At 70.0% G+C, this 20,255-nt stretch carries 16 protein-coding genes; 4 read left to right on the top strand and 12 right to left on the bottom strand.

The window, feature by feature from the left end:
- Positions 1 to 556: 556 nt before the first annotated feature.
- From ITJ67_RS00395 to ITJ67_RS00370, 6 genes are all read right to left on the bottom strand, one after another.
- Positions 557 to 1,864, bottom strand: coding sequence for a M20 family metallo-hydrolase (locus ITJ67_RS00395; RefSeq protein ID WP_194676377.1), 1,308 nt, complete (start codon positions 1,862 to 1,864; stop codon positions 557 to 559).
- Positions 1,854 to 2,972 carry a DUF917 family protein gene (locus tag ITJ67_RS00390; protein WP_194676376.1) on the bottom strand — a complete coding sequence of 373 codons (1,119 nt, stop codon included), beginning with the start codon at positions 2,970 to 2,972 and terminating at the stop codon, positions 1,854 to 1,856. The genes ITJ67_RS00395 and ITJ67_RS00390 overlap by 11 nt, the downstream gene beginning before the upstream one ends.
- Positions 2,965 to 4,821 (bottom strand): urocanate hydratase, encoded by a 1,857-nt coding sequence (locus ITJ67_RS00385; RefSeq protein ID WP_323741339.1) that lies wholly within the window; start codon positions 4,819 to 4,821, stop codon positions 2,965 to 2,967. Before ITJ67_RS00385 ends, ITJ67_RS00390 begins: the two co-directional genes overlap by 8 nt.
- Positions 4,814 to 5,656 (bottom strand): IclR family transcriptional regulator, encoded by an 843-nt coding sequence (locus ITJ67_RS00380; protein WP_194676374.1) that lies wholly within the window; start codon positions 5,654 to 5,656, stop codon positions 4,814 to 4,816. The genes ITJ67_RS00385 and ITJ67_RS00380 overlap by 8 nt, the downstream gene beginning before the upstream one ends.
- 2 nt (positions 5,657 to 5,658) lie before the next feature.
- Entirely contained in the window at positions 5,659 to 7,047 is a 1,389-nt protein-coding gene (locus tag ITJ67_RS00375; RefSeq protein WP_194676373.1) for a dihydroorotase, read from the bottom strand.
- 376 nt (positions 7,048 to 7,423) lie between these two features.
- Complete coding sequence (locus ITJ67_RS00370; RefSeq protein ID WP_416362272.1) at positions 7,424 to 7,906, bottom strand: Lrp/AsnC family transcriptional regulator; 483 nt, start codon at positions 7,904 to 7,906, stop codon at positions 7,424 to 7,426.
- A gap of 141 nt (positions 7,907 to 8,047) precedes the next feature.
- Between ITJ67_RS00370 and ald the strand changes: the two genes are divergently transcribed.
- Positions 8,048 to 9,169, top strand: coding sequence for an alanine dehydrogenase (gene ald, locus ITJ67_RS00365; RefSeq protein WP_194676372.1), 1,122 nt, complete (start codon positions 8,048 to 8,050; stop codon positions 9,167 to 9,169).
- A 234-nt stretch (positions 9,170 to 9,403) separates the two neighbouring features.
- Here ald and ITJ67_RS00360 read toward each other — a convergent pair whose 3' ends face one another.
- The 5 genes from ITJ67_RS00360 to ITJ67_RS00340 form a co-directional block, all read right to left on the bottom strand.
- Entirely contained in the window at positions 9,404 to 10,159 is a 756-nt protein-coding gene (locus ITJ67_RS00360; RefSeq protein WP_194676371.1) for an ABC transporter permease, read from the bottom strand.
- A complete protein-coding gene (locus ITJ67_RS00355; RefSeq protein ID WP_104240165.1) occupies positions 10,159 to 10,884 on the bottom strand; it encodes an ABC transporter permease in 726 nt (241 codons plus the stop codon). Before ITJ67_RS00355 ends, ITJ67_RS00360 begins: the two co-directional genes overlap by 1 nt.
- Positions 10,881 to 11,945 (bottom strand): ABC transporter ATP-binding protein, encoded by a 1,065-nt coding sequence (locus tag ITJ67_RS00350; protein ID WP_160073898.1) that lies wholly within the window; start codon positions 11,943 to 11,945, stop codon positions 10,881 to 10,883. Before ITJ67_RS00350 ends, ITJ67_RS00355 begins: the two co-directional genes overlap by 4 nt.
- A 46-nt stretch (positions 11,946 to 11,991) precedes the next feature.
- Complete coding sequence (locus ITJ67_RS00345; protein ID WP_194676370.1) at positions 11,992 to 13,671, bottom strand: aromatic amino acid ammonia-lyase; 1,680 nt, start codon at positions 13,669 to 13,671, stop codon at positions 11,992 to 11,994.
- Between the two features lie 167 nt (positions 13,672 to 13,838).
- Positions 13,839 to 14,777 (bottom strand): ABC transporter substrate-binding protein, encoded by a 939-nt coding sequence (locus ITJ67_RS00340; RefSeq protein ID WP_160073894.1) that lies wholly within the window; start codon positions 14,775 to 14,777, stop codon positions 13,839 to 13,841.
- Positions 14,778 to 15,020: 243 nt separating this feature from the next.
- Between ITJ67_RS00340 and ITJ67_RS00335 the strand changes: the two genes are divergently transcribed.
- The gene (locus tag ITJ67_RS00335) at positions 15,021 to 15,962 is read left to right on the top strand and encodes an asparaginase domain-containing protein (protein WP_323741338.1); all 942 of its coding nucleotides are present in this window, start codon (positions 15,021 to 15,023) and stop codon (positions 15,960 to 15,962) included.
- Between the two features lie 625 nt (positions 15,963 to 16,587).
- Here ITJ67_RS00335 and purM read toward each other — a convergent pair.
- Positions 16,588 to 17,694, bottom strand: coding sequence for a phosphoribosylformylglycinamidine cyclo-ligase (gene purM / locus ITJ67_RS00330; RefSeq protein WP_160073892.1), 1,107 nt, complete (start codon positions 17,692 to 17,694; stop codon positions 16,588 to 16,590).
- 280 nt (positions 17,695 to 17,974) lie between these two features.
- Here purM and purF point away from each other — a divergent pair, with 280 nt between their 5' ends.
- Positions 17,975 to 19,432: an amidophosphoribosyltransferase gene (purF, locus tag ITJ67_RS00325; protein WP_104240160.1), complete on the top strand. Its 1,458-nt coding sequence runs from the start codon at positions 17,975 to 17,977 to the stop codon at positions 19,430 to 19,432.
- A gap of 144 nt (positions 19,433 to 19,576) precedes the next feature.
- On the top strand, positions 19,577 to 20,209 hold the full coding sequence (locus ITJ67_RS00320; protein ID WP_194676369.1) for a biotin transporter BioY: 633 nt from the start codon (positions 19,577 to 19,579) through the stop codon (positions 20,207 to 20,209).
- The last annotated feature ends 46 nt before the right edge of the window (positions 20,210 to 20,255 follow it).

The following is a 20,255-nucleotide window of genomic DNA, read 5'->3' as shown; positions in this document are numbered from 1 at the left end:
CCCGCAACGAAGCGACCTTTCCATCCCGAAACCCCGGAAACGGCAGGAACGACACCTCGCCCGCGAAGACCACCCCACCCTCACCGCCAAACCCCTAACCGCCTACCTAGTCGGCCCGACACCCCAACCGGCCCACCCCAGGCCACGACTCGGGCTGGCGAAGTCACTTCAAGCTGGAGAACTTCCCGCAACGAAGCGACCTTTCCATCCCGAAACCCCGGAAAGGGCAGGAACGACACCTCGCCCGCGAAGACCACCCCACCCTCACCGCCAAACCCCAAACCGGCCGACCCAACCAACCCCACACCCCTACCAGCCGAGAACAGCCAAACCCAACCCACCCCAGCCCACCCCAGGCCACGACTCGGGCTGGCGAAGTCACTCCCTGCTGGAAAACTTCCCCCAACGAAGGGACCTTTCCATCCCGAAACCCCGGAAACGGCGGGAGCGAGATCAACCGGGCAGACAGGCAGGACGGGCAGGCAGGACGGGCAGGCAGGACGGGCAGCGCCGGGCAACCGGGCCGGCCCGGAGGTCGGCGTCGCGGCCGGCCCGCTCAGCTCACGGCGAGGGGGCGCTCGCTGCGGTCGGCCGCGACAAGCGCAGTCGCGAGCACGTGGATGCCGACCGCGATGTCGTCGGCCTCGGTGAACTCCCCGGGCACGTGGCTGCGCCCGCCGACCGATGGCACGAAGATCATGCCCATTGGTCCGAGGTGCGCCAGGTGCGCCGCGTCGTGGCCCGCTCCGGACGGCACGGCCTCCCACGTGTAGCCGAGCGCGTCAGCGGCCTCGCCGAGGAGGCGCTGCACGTCGGGGTCGGCCGCGACCGGATCCTGGTCGTTGAGCCACTCGATTGCGGTCTCGACACCGCGGAGCGCGGCGGCCGACGCGATGTCCTCGGCGACGCGACGCTTCGCGCCGTGCAGCCACGACGCATCCACGCTGCGCATCTCCGCCCAGATGCGCGCCTCGTCTGGAACGATGTTGAAGGAGCCAGGCGACGACTCGATACGGCCCGTCGTCGACACGCCGTGGATGGGGGCCCCGCACGCCTCCCGCTCGATCGTGAGGATCGCCTCGGCGGCCGCGATGAGCGCGTCGTGCCTGCCCTGCATGGGCATGGTGCCCGCGTGGTCCGCACGGCCCGAGAACGCGGCCATGAGGCGCTCGATGCCCGCGATCGCCGTCACGACGCCGATCTGCCTGCCGCTGCGTTCGAGCTGCGGCCCCTGTTCGATGTGCAGCTCGAGGTAGGCGTGCAGGGAGCCGGGAGCCCAGGCCTGGCCGAGGGCGCCGCTCGTGTCGAGGCCGAACCCCGTCATGGCGTCGCCAAGCCGAAGCGCCGAATCGCCGTTCGTTCGCTCGAGGTGCTCGGGGAGGAGCAGCCCCGCGATGGAGCGCGAGCCGATGCAGGAGACGCCGAACGAGTTCGCCTCCTCCCCGAGGAAGTCGACGACGTACAGGTCGCGTGCGAGCGTGATGCCCTCCTCGCGCAGCCGCCGAGCCACCTCGATGCCGCCGAGCACGCCCACGATGCCGTCGTAGCGTCCGCCCGCGTGCACGGTGTCGGTATGCGAGCCGGTCATGAGCGGCTTCAGCGACGAGTTCGCGCCGCGCAGCACCCCGACGACGTTGCCCGCCGGGTCGATGTGTGCGTCGAGACCGGATGCGCGCATCCGGTCTCGCACCCATTCGCGCCCTGCACGGTACGCGTCGGAGAACACTCGACGGGAGAACCCTGGCTCTGCGCTCTCGATGAGGCCGGCGAGCTCGGTCAGGTCGGCGAGCACCCGCTGCTGGTCGGGACGAAGACGCGACGGGTCGACGGCGCCGAGCAGCACATCCGCGGTGTCAGCCGACATAGCCGGCCGTTCCGCCGACGAGGCCGGAGTCGCGGTACTTCAGGAAGTCGATGCCCATGATCTGCTCGATCTCGGCGAGCCCGGACTCGTCGATCGCCGACGACGACACCGGCAGCGCGGAGGCCGGCACCGACACGAGCACGACCTCCTGGCCCTCGGCGGCATCCTTCACCGCGACCGCCTCTCCGAGCTTCGGGTCGAGGAGGATGATCGTGTCCGGGTAGGTCGCGATGCGCTCACCGTCCGACTCGATGGCCATGTACTCGTTGAGGTACGGCACCGTGAAGTCCCCGATGCGGAAGGTGCCGTGGTCCCAGCCTCCGTGCGTGTCGGTCGGCACCTCGAGGCCGAGCGGCCCGCGCGAGACGACCGTGCCGCCGAGGCGTTCGACGACTGCCTGCACGAACGCCTCCTGCTTGCCGGCGCCGCGCTTCCTGAGCGCCGCCGCCATGTCCCTGCCGAGGTCGAGGGCGAGCGAGATGGACCCGTGCGCGGCGTGCTCGCGCACGTAGCTCAGCTCGACCGGGTTGCGGGCGGCGGCGATGAAGCCGCCCGTGCGCACCGAGATGTCGCGCAGCACGTCGTCGCACGTGTTGATCGTGCCTCGGTTCACGGAGAGGAAGTGGCCGTGGAGGGTACGGTTGCCGCCCGACACGACCTGCGTCGCCACGTAGCCTTCTCGCTCGGCGAGGCCGAGCGAGCCGAGCTTGCCCGTCGGGTGCGCGCGCACGTCTCCGGCCGCATCCAGCACCTTGACGCCAAGCACGGACGACTGGATCCAGCCGTTCAGGGTCGTCGAGTAGCCGTTCTGGGCCGTCATGACGGCCGAGATGGGCACCTCGGTCGCTTTGATGAGCTCCTGCAGGGCGTGCACGTAGTCGACGGGGCGGATCTCCCAGTTCTTCGCGGCTGGCGCGCCGATCGCGGTGACCGTCGCCACCCAGCTGTCCTCCGGGAGCTCGTCGATGCTCGCGAGCACCGGCCTGTTGAGCTCGGTCGCCATGCGGCCCATGAGCTCGCCGTGGTGCTTCCACCCGCCGCCGCCACACGCGAGCACACCGCCCCCGAGCACTCCGTGGACGGCGTCTTCCTGGGTCAGTTCACGCACGGGCGTTCCCTTCGGGGTCGGTGGGGGTGGATGCTGCCTGCTCGGCCGCCTGCTCGGCGGTCGCCGAGGCACCGCGCGCGGCGAGCCCGAGGGCGGCGATGGGGGCGTCGCCCGTCTCGCCGTTCCGCTCGATGGCGGACGCTGCCTCCTCGTAGCCAGCGGCGGCGTGGCGGATGACGCCGAGCCCCGTGTCCAGGTCGAGAGCCAGGCGGAGGCGTTCGAGGGTTTCCGGCTTGCCGTCGGCGACGATGGAGACGCCAGCGGACTGCATCCACCCGGTGTAGCCGCCGCCACCCGAGTGGATCGCGACGAGGTCGGCCCCGGCCGTTGAGAGCAGCATGGCGTCGAGGAGCGGCCAGTCGGTAACGCCGTCGGAGTCGTCTCGCATGCCCTCGGTGCCGATGCGCGGATGGGTCATGCCGGCGGAGTCGAGGTGGTCGCGGCTGAAGAGCACGGGAGCAGTGAGCCGGCCGTCGGCGACGAGCTCGTTCGCGGCCTGCGCGAGGCGCGAGCGTTCGCCGTGCCCGAGCCAGCAGGACCGCGCGGGGAGGCCCTGCTGCGGCACGTGGACGCCCGCGAGCGCGAGCCACTCGGCGACCTCGGGCCGGTCTGGGAAGAGCGAGGATGCGAGCGCATCCATGGTCAGCTGGTCTTCGATGTCGCCGGACAGGCACACCCAGCGGAAGGGCCCGATGCCGCGCGCGAAGAGCGGCCGGAGGTAGGCCTCCATGAACCCGGGGATGCGGTTGACCCGCTCGGTCTCGCTCTCGCCGAGGTGCTCGAGCGCCTTCACGCGCAGGTTGTTGCCGTTCTCGAAGGCGACGGATCCGCGTTCCTGCAGCGTGAGCATGGCGTCGACCTGCTTGGCCATGGAGGCGCGCGCCAGGGCCTCGACGCGTTCCGGCTCGGACTCACGGGCGGCGACCCACTCGTCGAGCGTGTACTCGAGGGGCACGTAGCCGTAGCGCGCGTCGTGCGCGGCGGTCTGGTCGGTGACGATGTCCGGGACGACGCCGCGCGAGGCGAGCTCCGCGAAGACGGCCGCCGCGTTGGCGCGGAGCGCGACGGCGGCGGGGATGCCCTCGGCGCGGGCCGCCTCGAGCAGCGCCAGCGCATCGTCGAGCGAGGGCGCGAGGACGTCGACGCCGCCCACCGCGAGGGCTCGATCGATCTTCACCTGGTCGATCTCCACGGTCAGCGACGACAGGCCGAGGATGCGCGCCGAGATGGGCTGGGCGGAGCCCATGCCGCCAAGTCCGGCTGTGAGCATCCACCGGCCCTCTGCCCGAGCGTCGTAGTGCTGGACCAGCACCTCTCGGAGGAGCTCGTACGTGCCCTGCAGCACGCCCTGCCTGCCGATGTACTGCCAGGCGGCTGCCGTCAGCCCGCCCCAGATGGTCTGCCCGGCCCGATACCGCTCGTAGAAGCGGTCGCTGGTCGCCCAGTTGCCGACGGTGTTGTTGACGGCGGAGAGCACCATGGGCGAGTCGCGCTTCGTCGACATGACGCCGACCGCGGCGCCCGTCTGCAGGATCAGCGTCTCGGCCTCGTCGAGCTCCAGCAGCGAGTTCACGATGCGGCAGGCCTCGTCCCAGTTGCGGGCAGCCTTGCCGAGCGACGCGTAGACGATGAGCTCCGCCGCGTTCTCGCCCACTTCGAGCACGTTCTCGAACATGCGCAGCAGGCCCTCTGCCCGCCAGTTCCTGGCGCGCAGCTTCGTACCGCGCTGCGCGGTGATCGGCTGCGTTCCACGCGCGAGGATGGGGCTCGCGAGCGGCCCGGACACGGGCGGCGCGGACTCCTCGAACGCGGGGGATGGGGCTGCGGGGTTCGCGGCGATTTCAGGCACTCTGGTCGCTCCAGACTTCGAGGTCGACGTTCGACGGCAGTTTCGCGGCGAGCTCTGCAGCTCCCTGCTTGAGGAGCGCGACGCGCTCATCCAGTACCCCAGTCTGCCGCTCGTCACCGACAAGAGACAGGGAGCACAGCACTCGGCCGCCCGCGAAGACGGGCACGCCGATGCCGACCATGCCCGGGGTGATCTGCCCGTAGGAGACGGCGTGCCCCTCGGCGCGCACCTGCCGCAGGTACGGCTCGATCATCTCCGGGCTCATCGTCGCGGTCGTGTACGCGCGGAGGCCACCGGAGAGGAGCTCGCGCACGACCTTCTTCGGCGCGTACGCGAGCAGAGGCAGCGCCGTCGCCCCCGCGTACAGGCTGCGCACCTTCCCGCGGCCGAAGGGGATGCGGTGCTGCGGATGCGCGTACGACACTTCCAGGCACACGGCCGTGATGTGCACGCGCACGGCGAGGATCGCCGTCATGCCGGTGAGCTCCCTGAGGCGACGCAGCACGGGTGCCGCGTAGCGCACGAGGTGCGGGGAGGCGTCGTCGCTCTCCGCGAGGCGGCTCGACGGCATGAGATAGCCGTCGATCTCGATCGCGAAGCCCGCGTCTCGAAGCACGGTCACGTAGCGGTACACGGTCGACAGCGGCATGCCGAGCTCGCTGCTGATCTCCGAGATCTTGAGCCGCCCTCGGCCCTGGATCAGCTGCAGGATCTCGAGGCCCCGGTGCAGCGACTTGTAGGCGGCTCCCCCGGTGCCGCCGGCCCCGCCGGAGGCGGCCGCTCCCCCTGATATCGGCCGCCCATTCGGGTCTGCCTGTGGTCGCAGGTCGCTCATGGTCAGACCAGCACCTCTCCCCGGCCCGCGCGCGCCAGGAGCCCAGCGGTGTCGGAGTAGACGAGCTCGCCGCGCGAGAAGGTGTGCGTCACACTGCCGCCGGGCGACATGCCCTCGTAAGGCGTCCAGCCGGCGTTCGAGAGCATCCGGTCGAGCTCGATGGATGCGTCCCCCGGCGTGAACACGACGATGTCGGCGTCTTTGCCGACCTCGAGCGACCCCTTGCGAGCGTCGAGACCGTACCGGCGCGCTGGACTGATCGTGAGCGCATCCACAGCCTGCGCCAGCAACGTGCCGGACGGATCGCGACGCAGCGCGCCGCCCAGCGTCGCGGCGACGAGCGTCTGCACGCCCGGAGCGCCCGAGCTGTTGTCGAGCATGACGTCGTGGTCCTTCAGCTCCCTCGACCACGGGGCGTGGTCCGAGCTGACAACGCTCACCAGGCCCCTGCCGAGGCGATCCCACAGCCCGTCGCGCGCCTCCGCGTCACGCAACGGCGGGTTGATCTTCAGGTGCCCCCGCTGCGTCTCGAGGTCGTCCTGGGTGAAGGTCAGGTAGTGCGGGCAGGTCTCGAGCGTCACATCGGCGCCCTGTGTCCGGTACCAGTCGACCAGGTCGACGCTGCGGGGCAGCGACAGGTGGCAGACGTGCAGCCTGGCCCCCGTGTCGGCGGCGACCTCGAGCGCCGTCAGCACGCCGAGCGTCTCCGAGACGGGCGGACGAGAACGTGAGTGCGACTGCGGGTCGCTGCTGCCCGCCGCTCGCTCCTCGCCGAGGAGTGCCTGGATGATCTCGTTGTTCTCGGCGTGCGTGCACAGCGTGCGTCCCGCGTCCCGAACCGCGGCCATGACGCTCAGCAGCTCGCGGTCGTCGATGCGAGGAAAGCGCGTCTCGTGCGTGTGGAACAGCGACACCTTGAAGCCGGCGGCACCAGCCTCGGCGAGTTCGCCGGCCGCGCGCCAGCCACCGCCGGGCGCGAGCGTGCCGAGGAGCGCCACGTCGATGTGCGCCTCATCGTTCGCGAGGTCCTGCTTCGCGCGGAGCCTGTCGAGGCTGTTGATGGGGCCGGTGCCGTCATAGGGCATCTCGACGATCGTCGTCACGCCGCCGGCCGCAGCGGCCCTCGTCGCCGCCGCGATGCCCTCGCCGCCGTGCGAGAGGGAATGCACGTGCGCATCCACCACACCGGGCAGCACGTAGGCGTCGCCGACGTCGACGATGCGTGCACCAGCGGGCGCCGGAGTGCGGGAGCGCCCCGTGTGCACCGCAACGATGCGCGGCCCCGCCGCCCACACCTCGCCTGGCCCCCAGACACCGCGCGGGTCTCGGATCTTCCCGCGCACGATGAGGGTCGCGACGAGGTTGTCCTGCGCCTGCGCTGCTGGATCCATGCACACAGAATAAGAACGTCACGACTGTTTCGGCTACTGCGTTCTCAGATCGCGGGACGAGCTGCGGGTGCAGGTGGAGGTGGAGGTGCGGGTGCAGGTCGAGGTGGAGGTGGAGGTGCGGGTGCAGGCCGCTGCGGCGACGGGAAGCTGTAGGTGGGCAGGGCCGGCGTTGAGGTGAAGGCCCTGTTGGACGGGCGCACCCCGACGCCGCAGACCTCGGCCTCGCGCAGGTTTGCGCGACGCCGCGCCTGCGTATCCCCGAAGTCTGCGCGGGGTACGGCCACGGCGCTCGCAGACCCGGGCTATCCGCAGGTCGCCACCTCCGTGAAGCTGCCAGAGGCCGACATCTTGGCGTGCGGCACGACGGCGCGGCCGCTCAGCGGATGCGGTGGTGGTCGAAGACGATGCTCGTTCGAGTGGATGCGACGGCAGGGTGCGTCGACAGGTTCGCCACCACGAACTCCCGCGCGTCATTCGAATCGCGGACCGCGACGTGAACGATGAAGTCCTCCGAGCCGCCGAGGAAGAAGATCTGCACGACCTCGGGCAGTGCACGCATCTCCTCCGCGAAGTGAGCGAGCTCCTGACGCTGCCCCGAGCGGATGTTGACGCTGATGAGGGCCTGCAGCGCAAGGCCCAGCTGCGGCAGGCCCACATCCGCTGTGAACCTCGTGATGATGCCGCGATCGACGAGCGAGCGCACGCGCGCGATGCACGTCGACTGGGCGATGCCGACCGCGGTCGCGAGCTGCGTGTTCGACTGCCGCGAGTTGGCCTGCAGCAGCTCGACAAGACGGCGGTCGACCTCGTCGAGCATTCCGGCATCGACTGCCCGTAGTTCCTTCGGCGTTTCACCCACGCGCGTGCTCCTTCATCGCAGTTTCCTCCTGATTCTCCCTCATGTGCCGATGTTTCTTCGGTATGCAACGTATTCGAAGCACGTTCTGCGCATGATTGCCGGAGAGAAACACCGAACGAGCACGAACACAAAGGGGTAATCATGCGCATCGGGGTCCCGACGGAGATCAAGAACAACGAGAACCGCGTGGCCATCACGCCCGCCGGGGTCCACGAGCTGGAACGCCACGGCCACGAGGTCTTCATTGAGGCGGGGGCAGGCCTCGGCTCAGCTATCGCCGACACCGCCTACGAGGCGGCGGGTGCGCGCATCCTCGCGACCGCAGACGAGGTCTGGTCCACGGCCGAGCTGCTGCTCAAGGTGAAGGAGCCCATCGCCTCCGAGTACCGCCACATGCGCCCCGAGCTGGTGCTCTTCACGTACCTCCACCTCGCGGCCGACCGCGCGCAGACGGAGGCGCTCGCGGACGCCGGCACGACCGCCATCGCGTACGAGACGGTGCAGCTCCCGAACCGCTCCCTGCCGCTGCTCACGCCCATGAGCGAGGTCGCGGGCCGCCTCGCCACCCAGGTCGGGGCCTACCACCTCATGAAGGCCGCGGGCGGACGCGGCCTGCTGCTCGGCGGCGTGCCCGGCACCCCGAAGGCGAAGGTCGTCGTCATCGGCGGTGGCGTCGCCGGGGAGCACGCCGCTGCGAACGCCGTCGGCATGGGCGCGGACGTCACCATCATCGACCTGAACATCCCGCGCCTGCGAGAGCTCGAGGTGCAGTTCCAGGGCAAGATCCAGACGCGGGCATCTTCGGCGTACGAGATCGCGGCGCAGCTCGCCGAGGCCGACCTGGTCGTCGGCTCCGTCCTCATCCCTGGCGCCGCCGCCCCGAAGCTCGTCACCGACAAGATGGTGGCGGGCATGAAGAAGGGCTCGGTGCTCGTCGACATCGCAATCGACCAGGGCGGATGCTTCGAGGGCTCCCACCCGACGACGCACGACGACCCGACGTTCCCCGTGCACAACTCGATCTACTACTGCGTCGCCAACATGCCGGGCGCCGTGCCGGAAACCTCGACGCGCGCTCTCACGAACGCGACGCTCCCGTACGTGACCGCCATCGCCGATAAGGGCTGGAAGCGGGCCATGCAGGAGGACCCTGCCCTCGCGCTCGGCCTCAACGTGCACGGCGGGCAGATCACCAACCGAGGTGTCGCCACGGCGCTCGGCCTCGCATACCGCCCGGTCGACGAGGTCCTCGCCGCCGAGTAGCTCGCTCCCCGGCGCCGCGCCGGCGTCCCGCGCCAAGGCCAACGCCAACGCCCGCCAGCCCGCGACGTCCCGTGCCCACGCCATCCCGCGCCCGCACCCGCGCCGCACCACCCCGCACCGCGCCCACCTCGATCGCTGCCCGGCGTTTCGCCCTCCAAAACCGTTCCTGGAGGGCGAAACGCCGGGCAGCGACTGGCTTGCGGGGCGGGGCGGGGGCGCCGGGGCGCCCGGGGGCTACGCGCTCGCCGTGGCCGTGCTCGTGGAAGCAGCGGTCGGGCCGGAGACGGCGCCGGCACGAGAACCGGCACCGACCTCAGCCCCGGCCCCCTTCGACCCGCGCTTCGTGCGGCCGGGGACGACGAGTCGCCCGAGCAGCGCGAGCAGGCCGTCGACGACCAGCGCGAGCCCCGTGACGAGGACAGCGCCGACCAGCACGCGCCCGTAGTCCGTGACCGCGAGGCCGTCGAAGATGTAGCGTCCGAGGCCGCCGAGGTTCACGTAGGCGGCGATGGTCGCCGTGGCGATGACCTGCAGCACCGCGCTGCGGAGTCCCGCGACGATGAGGGGCATCGCGTTCGGCAGCTCGACCTGCCACACGATCTGCCACTCGGTCATGCCCATCGCGCGCGCCGCATCCACGGTCGCGCGGCTCACGTTCGCGACACCCGAGTAGACGCCGGCGAGGAGCGGGGGCACGGCGAGCACGACCAGCGCGATCACCGGCGGGAACAGTCCGAGGCCCATGAGCAGCACCAGCAGCGTCATGAGACCGAGGCTGGGGAGTGCTCGCAGCACGTTGGCGGTGGCGACGATGAACGTCGTCCCCTTGCCCGTGTGGCCGATGACGAGACCGAGCGGGAACGCGATGACCGCGGCAAGCGCGACCGCCAGCAGCGAGTACCAGAGGTGCTCGCCGACCCTGGCTGGGATGCTCGAGGAGCCCGCCCAGTTGGCCGGGTCGAGGAAGTAGGCCAGCATCTCGTTGAACATCAGATGTCCCCCTTCGCGATGACGGTGTCGAGCATGGCGGTCTCGGTGCGCTCGTTCGGCGTGCGCCTCGACGCCCGCTTCGCCTTCACCCGGTCGCTGCGCAGCCATGGGGTGGTCGCGACGCCGATGATCGCGATGACGCGGTCGAAGATGAACGCGAGCACGAGGATCGTGATGATGCCCGCGAAGATCTGGTCAGGGTAGTCGCGCTGGAACCCGGCGGTGAAGAGCTGGCCGAGGCCGCCGACGCCGATGACGGCGCCCACGGAGACGAGCGACACGTTGGTGACCGCGACGACCCTGAGCCCGGCGACGAGCACGGGGATGGCGAGGGGCAGCTCGACCGCGATGACGCGTTTGATGGGCGAGTAGCCGATGGCGCTCGACGCGTCCTTCACATCGTCCGGAACCGCGTCGAGCGACTCAAGCACGGTGCGGATGAGCAGCGCTGTCGAGTACAGCGTCAACGCGATGATCACGTTGAGCGGGCTGATGATGGGCGTGCCCACGATCGACGGGATCACGACGAAGAGCGCGAGCGAGGGGATCGTGAAGACGATGCTCGCGACGATGATCGCGACGCCTCGTCCGCGCGGTCGCCCGACGAGGAGCATCCCGAGCGGGAGGGCGATGACGAGGCCGAGCACCGTCGGCACCACCGACAGCACGGTGTGCTGGATGATGATCGGCCAGACCGTCTCCCAGTTCGCGATGAGCCAGTTCATGATCGGTCGCCGCTCGCGTCCGCGACGCGGGCGAAGACGGCCTCGCCGCGCACCACCCCGGTGGCCACGCCGGCCTGGTCGACGACGATCGCGAGGCCGGCCGGGGAAGCGAGCACCGCATCCAGGGAGCGACGCAGGTTGTCGTCGAGCGTCACGACCGCGCCGACCGGGACGCGCAGCGAGCTCGCACGGTGCAGCCACGCGTCGGGGCGTCCGTCGTCGTCGACCGCGAGCGACCACTCGGCCGTGTGCCCGTCGAGGCCGATGATGCCGGCTACGGCGTCGGCGAGGGGCTCCGCGGTGAGGGAGGCGTCCCGGAACGTGAGGGCGCGGTAGCCGCGGTCCTTCGAGATCATGCTCGACACGAATGTGTTGGCGGGCCTCGTCATGACCTCCTCGGCTGCCGCGTACTGGTGGAGCACGCCGCCCGGCCCGAAGACGGCGATCTTGTCGCCGAGGATGAGGGCCTCGTCGATGTCATGCGTCACGAACACGATCGTCTTCTTCAGCTCGCGCTGCAGGCGGATCATCTCTTGCTGCAGCTCGTCGCGCACGACGGGGTCGACGGCGCTGAACGGCTCGTCCATGAGCAGGATGGGCGGGTCTGCCGCGAGGGCACGGGCCACACCGACGCGCTGCTGCTGGCCGCCGGAGAGGTCGGCCGGGTAGCGGTGGACGAGCTCGGGGCGGAGGCGGACGCGCTCGATGGCATCCATGGCCTTCGCTCTGGCCTCCTTCGCGGGGACCCCTTTCAGGCGCAGCACCGTCGCGACGTTGTCGAGCACCGTGCGGTGCGGGAAGAGGCCGGCGTTCTGGATCACGTACCCGATACCGAGGCGCAGCTGCGTCGAGGGGACGTCCGCGACGTCCTTGCCCGCCACCGTGATGCGGCCGCTGGACGCGTCGATCATCTTGTTGATCATGCGCATCGACGTGGTCTTGCCGCATCCGCTCGGCCCGACGAAGGCCGTGAACGAGCCCTCCTCGATGTTGAGGCTGAGGTCGTTCACCGCCGTGGTGCCATCCGGATACGTCTTGGTGACGTTCTCGAAGGTGATCATGCTGCTCCTTGGCTGGTGACGGGTGGTCGTGGGGCGAGCGTGGAGCTCACGCGTCCTGCACGTGCTCGCTCAACTCGGCGATGTCGGCGCGCACGCGATCGATTCGCTGAGAGGTCATGATCGCCGGGTCGTTGAGGGCGAGGGTCTCGCGGATGCGCTTCGAGAGCTGCACCACAAGCGGAGCGCGGTCCTTCATGCTCGGGGCCGGTGCGGCGACGCCCACGCCGACGGCGAGGAGCCCCTCGATCGCGAGGAGTCGCTCGGCCGCCTCGAGGCTGTCCTCGAGGAGCCGCACGGCCAGGTAGCCCTGCGCGTTGTGGTCTTCCACGCCGTCGCCGACGACGCCGCCGAGATGCGAGACGGGCGCCGCGAGCTGCTGCAGGCGCGCCATGAGCGACGAGGCCGTGTTCGCCAGGATGACGGGCACGAACGGATGCTCGGCGTCGTCGATCGACAGCACCTGCTCGACGAGCGAGCGCTCGGAGCGGAGCCGCCTGATCATGAGCGAGCAGCGCCGCTCGCTCATGATGCCGAAGTGCGCGAGCAGGAGGCGCACGGAGTCGGCCGTGATGGCCATCTGGATCGTCGAGAAGTTGCCGTTCGAGATGATGACGTCGTTGTCGATGTCGATGTACGGGTTCTCGCTGCGCGCGTTCAGCTCGACCGTGACCGATTCTCGCAGCACATCCGCCTGCTCGATGAGGGTGCCGTGCACCTGCGGCACGGTGCGCATGGAGAGCGGGTCCTGAAGGGAGCCCGCCGTGGCCGGCCCGTAGGCGCGGCTCGAGCCGAGCAGGGAGCGGAAGCGTGCGGCCGCCCGGATCTGGCCGGGGTGGGGCCTGGCCGCGACGACCTTCTCCTGGAAGCCCTTGACGCTGCCGTTGAGGGCGTCGAAGGTGTGGGCGACGACGAGGTCAGCGGATGCGGTGAACCGGTCGAGCCGCACGGAGGTGAGGGCGGCGATACCGACGGAGGCGGCGTTCGCCCCGACGAGCGCGAGCCCGTCCTTCGCGGCGAGCTCGAGCGGCACGAGACCGGCCGTCGCCAGCGCCTCGCGGGCGGGGACGGTCTGGGTGCCCGTCTCATCGAGCACGCGCCCGCGGCCGACGAGAACGTTGCCGACGGCGGCGAGCATGGACAGGTCGGCGGCACCCACGGACCCCTCGGACGGGATGGCCGGGGTGACGCCGCACTCGAGCAGGCAGCGCAGGCCCTCGAACAGTGCCGTCGTGGCGCCGGAGTTGCCCTGCGCCATGACGGCGAGGCGCGCGAGCATCACGGCTCGCGCTTCGATGGGGGTGAGGTTCTTGCCGACCGCCGCGTCGTGGGAGGCGAGCACGAACAACTGGAACGCGTGCTGCAGCTCCTCCGGGATCTCCTGGTCGCGCAGCGGCCCGAGGCCGCGGTTGACGCCGTATGCGGGCTCGCCGCGGGCCATGACGCTCTCGATCACGCCCCGCGCCTCCGCGAGCCGGACCCTGACGTGCGGGTCGATGTCGAGGTGGCCGACCGTGACGGCGAGCCGCTCCAGGATCCGCGGCGTCATCCGGTCGCGGCCGATGACGAAGCTCGTCAGCGGCAACGACCCCTCTGCGCTGGTGCCCGCGAGCGCGTTGACTCCGGCCGAGGAGGCATCCGTGACCGACCGCTTGCCCTGCGCTGCCCGCTTGCTGGGGCGCATCGTGGGTCGCACGTGCGGCCGTTCGGCGTCTGCGTGCTGCTGCATCCGGAACTCGCTTCTCGTAGATCTTGGAGCTGAAGGTGAGGAAAGCGGGGGGGGTGAGAGTCGGTCGGGAAGTCGGTGGTTCAGGGTGCTGCTGCCGAGAGGGTGGATGCGGCGGGACTCGCCCGCATCCACCCTCGCAGCGTCACCGCGTGATGGGGAAGCGGAGCCTAGGCGCCGAGCAGGCCCTTCTCGGTGAGCCAGTCGGTCGCGGCCTTGGTGGGCTCGACCTTCTCGTCACCGGAGACACGCGTGTTGAGGGCGATGAGCTCGTCGGTCGTCAGCTGCGCCGAGATGGCGTCGATGACCTCAGCGACCTCGGGGGTGAGCTTCTCGGTGTTGCCGACAGGGATGACCTGCTGGGCCGGGAAGTTGTTCTTCGGGTCCTCGAGCACGACCAGGTCGTTCTCGACGATCGCAGGCGACGTCGTGAAGATGTTCGCGACCTGCACCTGTCCGCTGACCAGCGCGTCGACCGTTGCCGGTCCGCCACCATCGGCGATGGGGGTGAACGCTGCAGGCTCGACGCCGTAGTTCGCCTTCAGACCAGGCAGACCCTGCGGGCGCTCCTGGAACTCGGCCGGGGCACCGTAGGTGATCTCGGCGTTGTGGGCGGCCAGGTCGGCGATGGTCGTCAGGTTCCACTTCTCAGCGGTCTCCTTCGTGACGACAACGGCGTCCTTGTCCTCGGCGTCGGCCGGGGTGAGGCCCGTGAGCCCCTCCGTCTCGAGTGCCGCGGTGAGGTTCGTGTTGATGGTCTCCGCGTCCGTCGTCTCTGCCTCGGGGTCGAGGAAGATGAGGAGGTTGCCCGTGTAGTCGGGGATGAGGTCGATCGATCCGTCCGACAGCGCGGGGATGTACGCCTCGCGCGAGCCGATGTTGAACTGCGTCTCGACGGTGAAGCCGGCGTCCTTCAGCGCTTCCGCGTAGAGGTTTCCGATGATCTCGGACTCTGGGAAGTTGGCCGAGGAGACGACGATCGTGTCGCCGGATGCTGCGCCAGCGTCGGTGCCGCCAGCGTCGGGAGCGGTCGGGTTGGAGCAGGCCGAGAGGAGGCCGATCGCTGCGAGTGCAGCGACGCCTCCGGTAATCAGACGCTTCTTCTGCATTGGGGTTCCCCTATCTTCGGCGGTAGCCAGAACATCAGTGAGTTCGGCCATCTTAGGAATGTGCCCCATGAATTCGGAGCGCGCTTCCCGGATAGCGCGAATTAACTCTGTGTTACGTGCGCAACGTCGCGGACCGGCCCGGTGTTCCCGAACCAGATGCGGCGCATCCTCAGTACATTCGCACGAAATGCGGGAAGTCAACCCTCAGCGCGCGCGGAAGCCAAACCGGGTAGAAATGACCACGTGACGACCTCATCCTCGCTCCCGCTCATCGCCGTCATCGCGACGGGCGGCACCATCGCCAGCACGACGACGGCATCGGGCGCGACCACGCCGAGCCTCGGGGCGGATGCCCTGCTCGAGGGAACCGCGGCGCAGGGCGCCGAGCTGCGCGCCGTGAACCTCATGGCCGTCGACTCGTCGAGCCTCACACTCGCCGACATGCAGTCGATCAGCGACGAGGTGCGGCGCCAGGTCGAGGACGACGAGGTCAGCGCCGTCATCGTGCTGCACGGCACCGACTCGATGGAGGAGACCTCGCTGCTCACGGACCTGCAGCTCGAGAGCGACAAGACCGTCGTCTTCACCGGCTCACAGTTCACGGCCGAGTCGGAGTCGCCGGACGGGCCGGCGAACGTCGCGGCAGCCCTCGCCGCCGCACTCGACCCGAAGAACCGCGGCCGAGGCGTGCTCGTCGCGTTCGGCGGCAGGCTCCTCAAGGCGTGGGGGCTGACGAAGGCCTCAGCAGACCGCGCGGACGCGTTCCGCAGCGTCACCGACAAGCCCGCCCGCCGCCTGCACCTTCCCGCGCCCGTCGCCGGCATGCGCGTCGACACCGTCGCGGTCAGCCCCGGCGCCGACGCGACCCACCTGCACGCGAGCCTCGAGGCCGGCGTGCAGGGCATCGTCCTCGTCGGCCTCGGCTCAGGCAACGCGAGCCAGAGCGTCGTCTCGGCGGCCTGGGAATGCCAGGCATCGGACATCCCGCTCGTCGTGTCGAGCCGCGTGCCGTTCGGCGTGCTCAAGGCCAGCTACGGCGGGGGCGGCGGCGGACACGACCTCGCGGTTGTCGGCGCCATCCACGCGGCCGTCCTGCGGGCCGGTCAGGCGCGCATCCTGCTCGCCGCCCTCCTCGCCAACGAGGCGACGTCAGAGGAGATCGCTGCGGCGTTCGCCGCCGAGTAGCTCGGCGCCGCCGCTGGAGCCGCCCGCCGCGCCGGCCGGCCCCTGGCGCGTGACCAACATCCGTGCAATATCGGCACCCGTAGCCCCGAAACCGGCTCAACGCACGTGTATTGCACGCAACTTGGTCACGACCCCGCCGCACCGCCCTGTTCAGCCACCGGGGCACCGCTCGCGCACGACCGCCGCAGCCGCCTCGCTGGGTCATCCGCCTCGCTGGGTCTTACTCTGCCGCCGTGACACCGCCGCCGCATGACCATCATCCGTGCAATATCGGCGCCCATGGCCCCGAAACTGGCTCGACGCACGTGTATTGCACGCAAGTTGGTCACGGCCCCGCCGCGCCGCCCTGTTCAGCCGCCGCGCTGAGTCGCCTCTGAGCCAGCCACAGCGCCAATCGCCGCGCTGAGGCTCGCTGCGCCGCCGCACCACCGCCCGCGCATGCCGCCGAGCCGGCGCCGGCGCCGGCGCCGGCATGACCAACATCCGTGAGAAAACGGCGTCCGCAGTCCCGAAATCGGCTCAAAGCACGCGTCGATCACGCAAGTTGGCCGCCTCGCGGGCGGATGCCGCCGGGTGGCCGCCACCACCTCACCTGTCGGCGAGAAGCGGCGGCTCGCGTTCTGCCCTAGCTGGCGTAGCTGCCGACGAGGCGCACCGCGCCGCCATCGACGCCCTTGGCGCCCTGCTCGAAGCCCTCGAAGTCACGCGACTCGGTCGAGATCGTGCCGGCAACCCACGACGGTAGGCCAGCGGCTTCGAGCCACTCGACGACCGCGGATGCACGCTGGGCGTCGACGACGGCGAACATCCCGATCCCGAGGTTCCAGGTGCCTTCCGTCGACTCGAGGTCGGTGCCAGCGAACCCCGCGAGGACGCGGAAGATGTCGTTCGGCGACCAGGCGCCGCGGTCGAGCTCGATCCAGGCACCCTGCGGGAGGACCCGCGCGAGGTTGGCGGCGATGCCGCCGCCGGTGACGTGGCTGAAGGCGTGCACGGCGCCGTCGAGGGCAGGCTCGGCGAGGAGCTTGACGAGGGGGCCGGTGTAGAGGCGGGTCGGCTCGAGGAGCACTTCGCCGACGACGCCGCCGAGCTCGGCGGAGGTGTCGGTGAAGGCGAGGCCCTGGTCGGCGACGATGCGGCGCACGAGCGAGTAGCCGTTCGAGTGGAGGCCGCTCGAGGCGATCGAGATGACGACGTCGCCGTGCTGCACGCGCTCAGGCCCGAGCATCCGGTCAGCCTCGACGACGCCGACCGCGGCGCCTGCCACGTCGTAGTCGTCGGGGCCGAGGAGGCCAGGGTGCTCTGCGGTCTCGCCGCCCGTGAGTGCGGTGCCGGTCTCGGCGCACGCCTTCGCGATGCCCTCGACGATCGAGGCGATGCGCTCCGGCACGACCCGACCGCAGGCGATGTAATCGGTCATGAAGAGGGGCTCGGCGCCCACGACGACGATGTCGTCGACGACCATGGCCACGAGGTCCTGGCCGATCGTGTCGTGCTTGTCGATCGCCTGCGCGATCGCGACCTTCGTGCCGACGCCGTCTGTCGACGTGGCGAGGATCGGCTTCGTGAACGAGGTCAGACGCGAGGCGTCGAAGAGGCCGGCGAAACCGCCGACTCCCCCGAGCACTTCCGGTCCGTGGGTCGCCTGGACGGCGCGCTTCATGAGCTCGACGGCGGTGTCACCCGCACGGGTGTCGACGCCAGCGGCGGCGTAGAGGTCGTTGCCTGACACAGAATGCCCTTTCCTCGGGGGGATGCGCCCAACAGCCTAGTGCGCCGCGAACGTGACGCCGGAAGCGAACCCTCTACACGCGGGTGCGCGCGGATCCGCGAGCTGTGACAAAATCGGAAAATCGTTCAGGGCGCCTCGGTGCCTCATCACACTCGTGGCCCTCGCGGGCCCCGTCGAAACTGTGGCCCTCGCGGGCCCGGTCAAATCCGTGGCCCTCGCGGGCCCGGTCAAATCCGTGGCCCTCGCGGGCCCGCTTACCTGTGCTTGGAGCTCCCCCAGCGTGTGCGGCATTGTTGGTCACGTCTCGACCAGTCCCGTCAACCAACAGATCTACGATTCCCTCCTGCTCCTGCAGCATCGCGGTCAGGATTCGTCCGGCATCGCGACGGCGGACGGTGACACCTTCCACATCGCGAAGGTCAAGGGCCAGGTGCGGGAGGGCTACCGCACCCGCGACATGCGGAACCTGCTCGGCAACGTCGGCCTCGGCCACGTCCGCTACGCGACGGCCGGCAGCGCGAAGAGCGACGACGAGGTGCAGCCGTTCTACGTGAACGCGCCCTACGGCATCGTCCTCGTGCACAACGGCAACCTGACGAACACGCGAGAGCTGCGCAAGGAGCTCTTCAACGTCGACCGCCGGCACCTGAACTCGTCGAGCGACACGGAGCTGCTGCTCAACGTCCTCGCGAACGAGCTGCAGCACGGCATCAACGGGGACGAGCTCACGCCGGATGACCTGTTCGACGCGATCTCGCGCCTGCACGACCGCGTCGAGGGCTCCTACGCATCCGTGGCCCTGCTCTCCGGACACGGACTGCTCGCGTTCCGCGACCCGTTCGGCATCCGCCCCCTCGTGCTCGGTCGACGCGACGACGAGCACGGCCGCGACGAGTGGGTCGTGGCGTCCGAGTCGTTGGTGCTGGAGTCCGGCGGCTACGACCTGGTCCGCGACGTGGAGCCGGGCGAGGCCATCTTCATCACGATGGGCGGCGAGCTGTACTCGCGCCAGTGCGCCGTGAACCCGCGCCTCGTGCCGTGCTCGTTCGAGTACGTGTACCTGGCCCGCCCCGACTCCGTCATGAACGGCATCTCCATCTACGAGTCGCGCCTGCGCATGGGGAAGACCCTCGCCTCGAAGGTGGAGCGCAGCATCACCGCCGGCGACATCGACGTGGTCATGCCCATCCCGGACTCGGGCCGACCGACCGCGATGGAGATGGCGAAGACCCTCGGCATCGACTACCGCGAGGGCTTCTACAAGAACCGCTACGTGGGCCGGACGTTCATCATGCCAGGGCAGAAGGTGCGCAAGAAGTCGGTGCGCCAGAAGCTCAACGCGCTCCCGACGGAGTTCCGCGGCAAGAACGTGCTGCTCGTCGACGATTCGATCGTGCGCGGCACGACGTCGAAGGAGATCGTCGAGATGGCGCGTCAAGCTGGCGCGAACTCGGTGACGTTCGCGTCCGCTGCTCCCCCGGTGCGTTACCCGCACGTCTATGGCATCAACATGCCGTCGCGCGGCGAGCTCGTGGCCTCCGGAAGGTCGATCGAGGAGATCGCGTCGGTCATCAGCGCCGACCGCCTCGTGTACCAGGAGGTCGGAGACCTGTTCACGGCCATCACCGAGGGCTCCGACGTGAAGGAGCTCGACATGAGCTGCTTCGACGGCAAGTACGTGACGGGCACCGTGACTCCCGAGTACCTGGCCTGGCTCGAGCTCAACACGAAGAGCTAGCCGGGCGGGACAGACCTCCGGGAAACGCATGTTCGTTGCACGACGAGCATGCGTTTTCCATAGGTTCCGAAGGGGATGCTCGATGCGGTTCGACTGCAGCGACGGGGTCGGTGCGCAGGTCTGCGCGCCGGTAGAGTCCCGTGCATGACCGACGCGCACCCCGCACCCCGCAATCGCACGCGCGACCTCACGCAGGTCGCCGTGTTCGCCGGCATCGTGGCAGCGCTCGGAGTGGTGCCGGCCATCACGATCCCCGGCCCTGGAGTGCCGATCACCCTGCAGACGCTCGGCGTCATGCTCGCCGGCGCCGTGCTCGGCTCGAAGCGCGGCTTCTCGGCGCTGCTGCTCTTCGACGTCCTGGTGCTCGCCGGGCTCCCGCTTCTCGCGGGCGGCCGCGGTGGGCTCGCCGTGCTCGCGAGCCCCACGGTCGGCTACTTCATCGGCTTCCCCATCGCGGCGTTCGCGGTCGGCTGGCTCGTCGAGCGCTTCGGCAGCCCGTTCCGCATCCTCCCCGGCATCGTCTCGACGGCCGTCGGGGGCGTGTTCGTGCTCTACCTGCCCGGAATCATCGGCGTCGCCCTCGTGGCGAAGATCGGCTTCGGGGCCGCGGCGCTGTCGGCACTCGCCTTCCTGCCGGGCGACCTCGCGAAGGCCGTCATCGCGGCGGTCATCGCGCGAGGTGTGCACAAGGCCTACCCGGGGCTGCTCCCCGATCGGCGGCCGCGAGACCGACCGACCTCGCCCGACCAGGCAACGGCACCGGCAGTGGATGCGTGAGGCCGGGGCCGTCGTCGTACCCCGCGGGTGCCTCCTGAGCCGGGGC

It is taken from the genome of Pseudoclavibacter sp. VKM Ac-2867, from assembly GCF_015351275.1.
GTDB lineage: Bacteria > Actinomycetota > Actinomycetes > Actinomycetales > Microbacteriaceae > Pseudoclavibacter.
Note: the sequence above shows the minus strand (reverse complement) of the source record. Positions and strands in the feature narration are given on the sequence as shown.

Coding starts and splice junctions, on each gene's coding strand:
- ITJ67_RS00395 (WP_194676377.1), bottom strand. CDS start 1,864: ATGTCGGCTGACACCGCGGATGTGCTGCTCGGCGCCGTCGACCCGTCG.
- ITJ67_RS00380 (WP_194676374.1), bottom strand. CDS start 5,656: ATGAGCGACCTGCGACCACAGGCAGACCCGAATGGGCGGCCGATATCA.
- ITJ67_RS00375 (WP_194676373.1), bottom strand. CDS start 7,047: ATGGATCCAGCAGCGCAGGCGCAGGACAACCTCGTCGCGACCCTCATC.
- ald (WP_194676372.1), top strand. CDS start 8,048: ATGCGCATCGGGGTCCCGACGGAGATCAAGAACAACGAGAACCGCGTG.
- ITJ67_RS00360 (WP_194676371.1), bottom strand. CDS start 10,159: ATGTTCAACGAGATGCTGGCCTACTTCCTCGACCCGGCCAACTGGGCG.
- ITJ67_RS00355 (WP_104240165.1), bottom strand. CDS start 10,884: ATGAACTGGCTCATCGCGAACTGGGAGACGGTCTGGCCGATCATCATC.
- ITJ67_RS00350 (WP_160073898.1), bottom strand. CDS start 11,945: ATGATCACCTTCGAGAACGTCACCAAGACGTATCCGGATGGCACCACG.
- ITJ67_RS00345 (WP_194676370.1), bottom strand. CDS start 13,671: ATGCAGCAGCACGCAGACGCCGAACGGCCGCACGTGCGACCCACGATG.
- ITJ67_RS00340 (WP_160073894.1), bottom strand. CDS start 14,777: ATGCAGAAGAAGCGTCTGATTACCGGAGGCGTCGCTGCACTCGCAGCG.
- ITJ67_RS00320 (WP_194676369.1), top strand. CDS start 19,577: ATGACCGACGCGCACCCCGCACCCCGCAATCGCACGCGCGACCTCACG.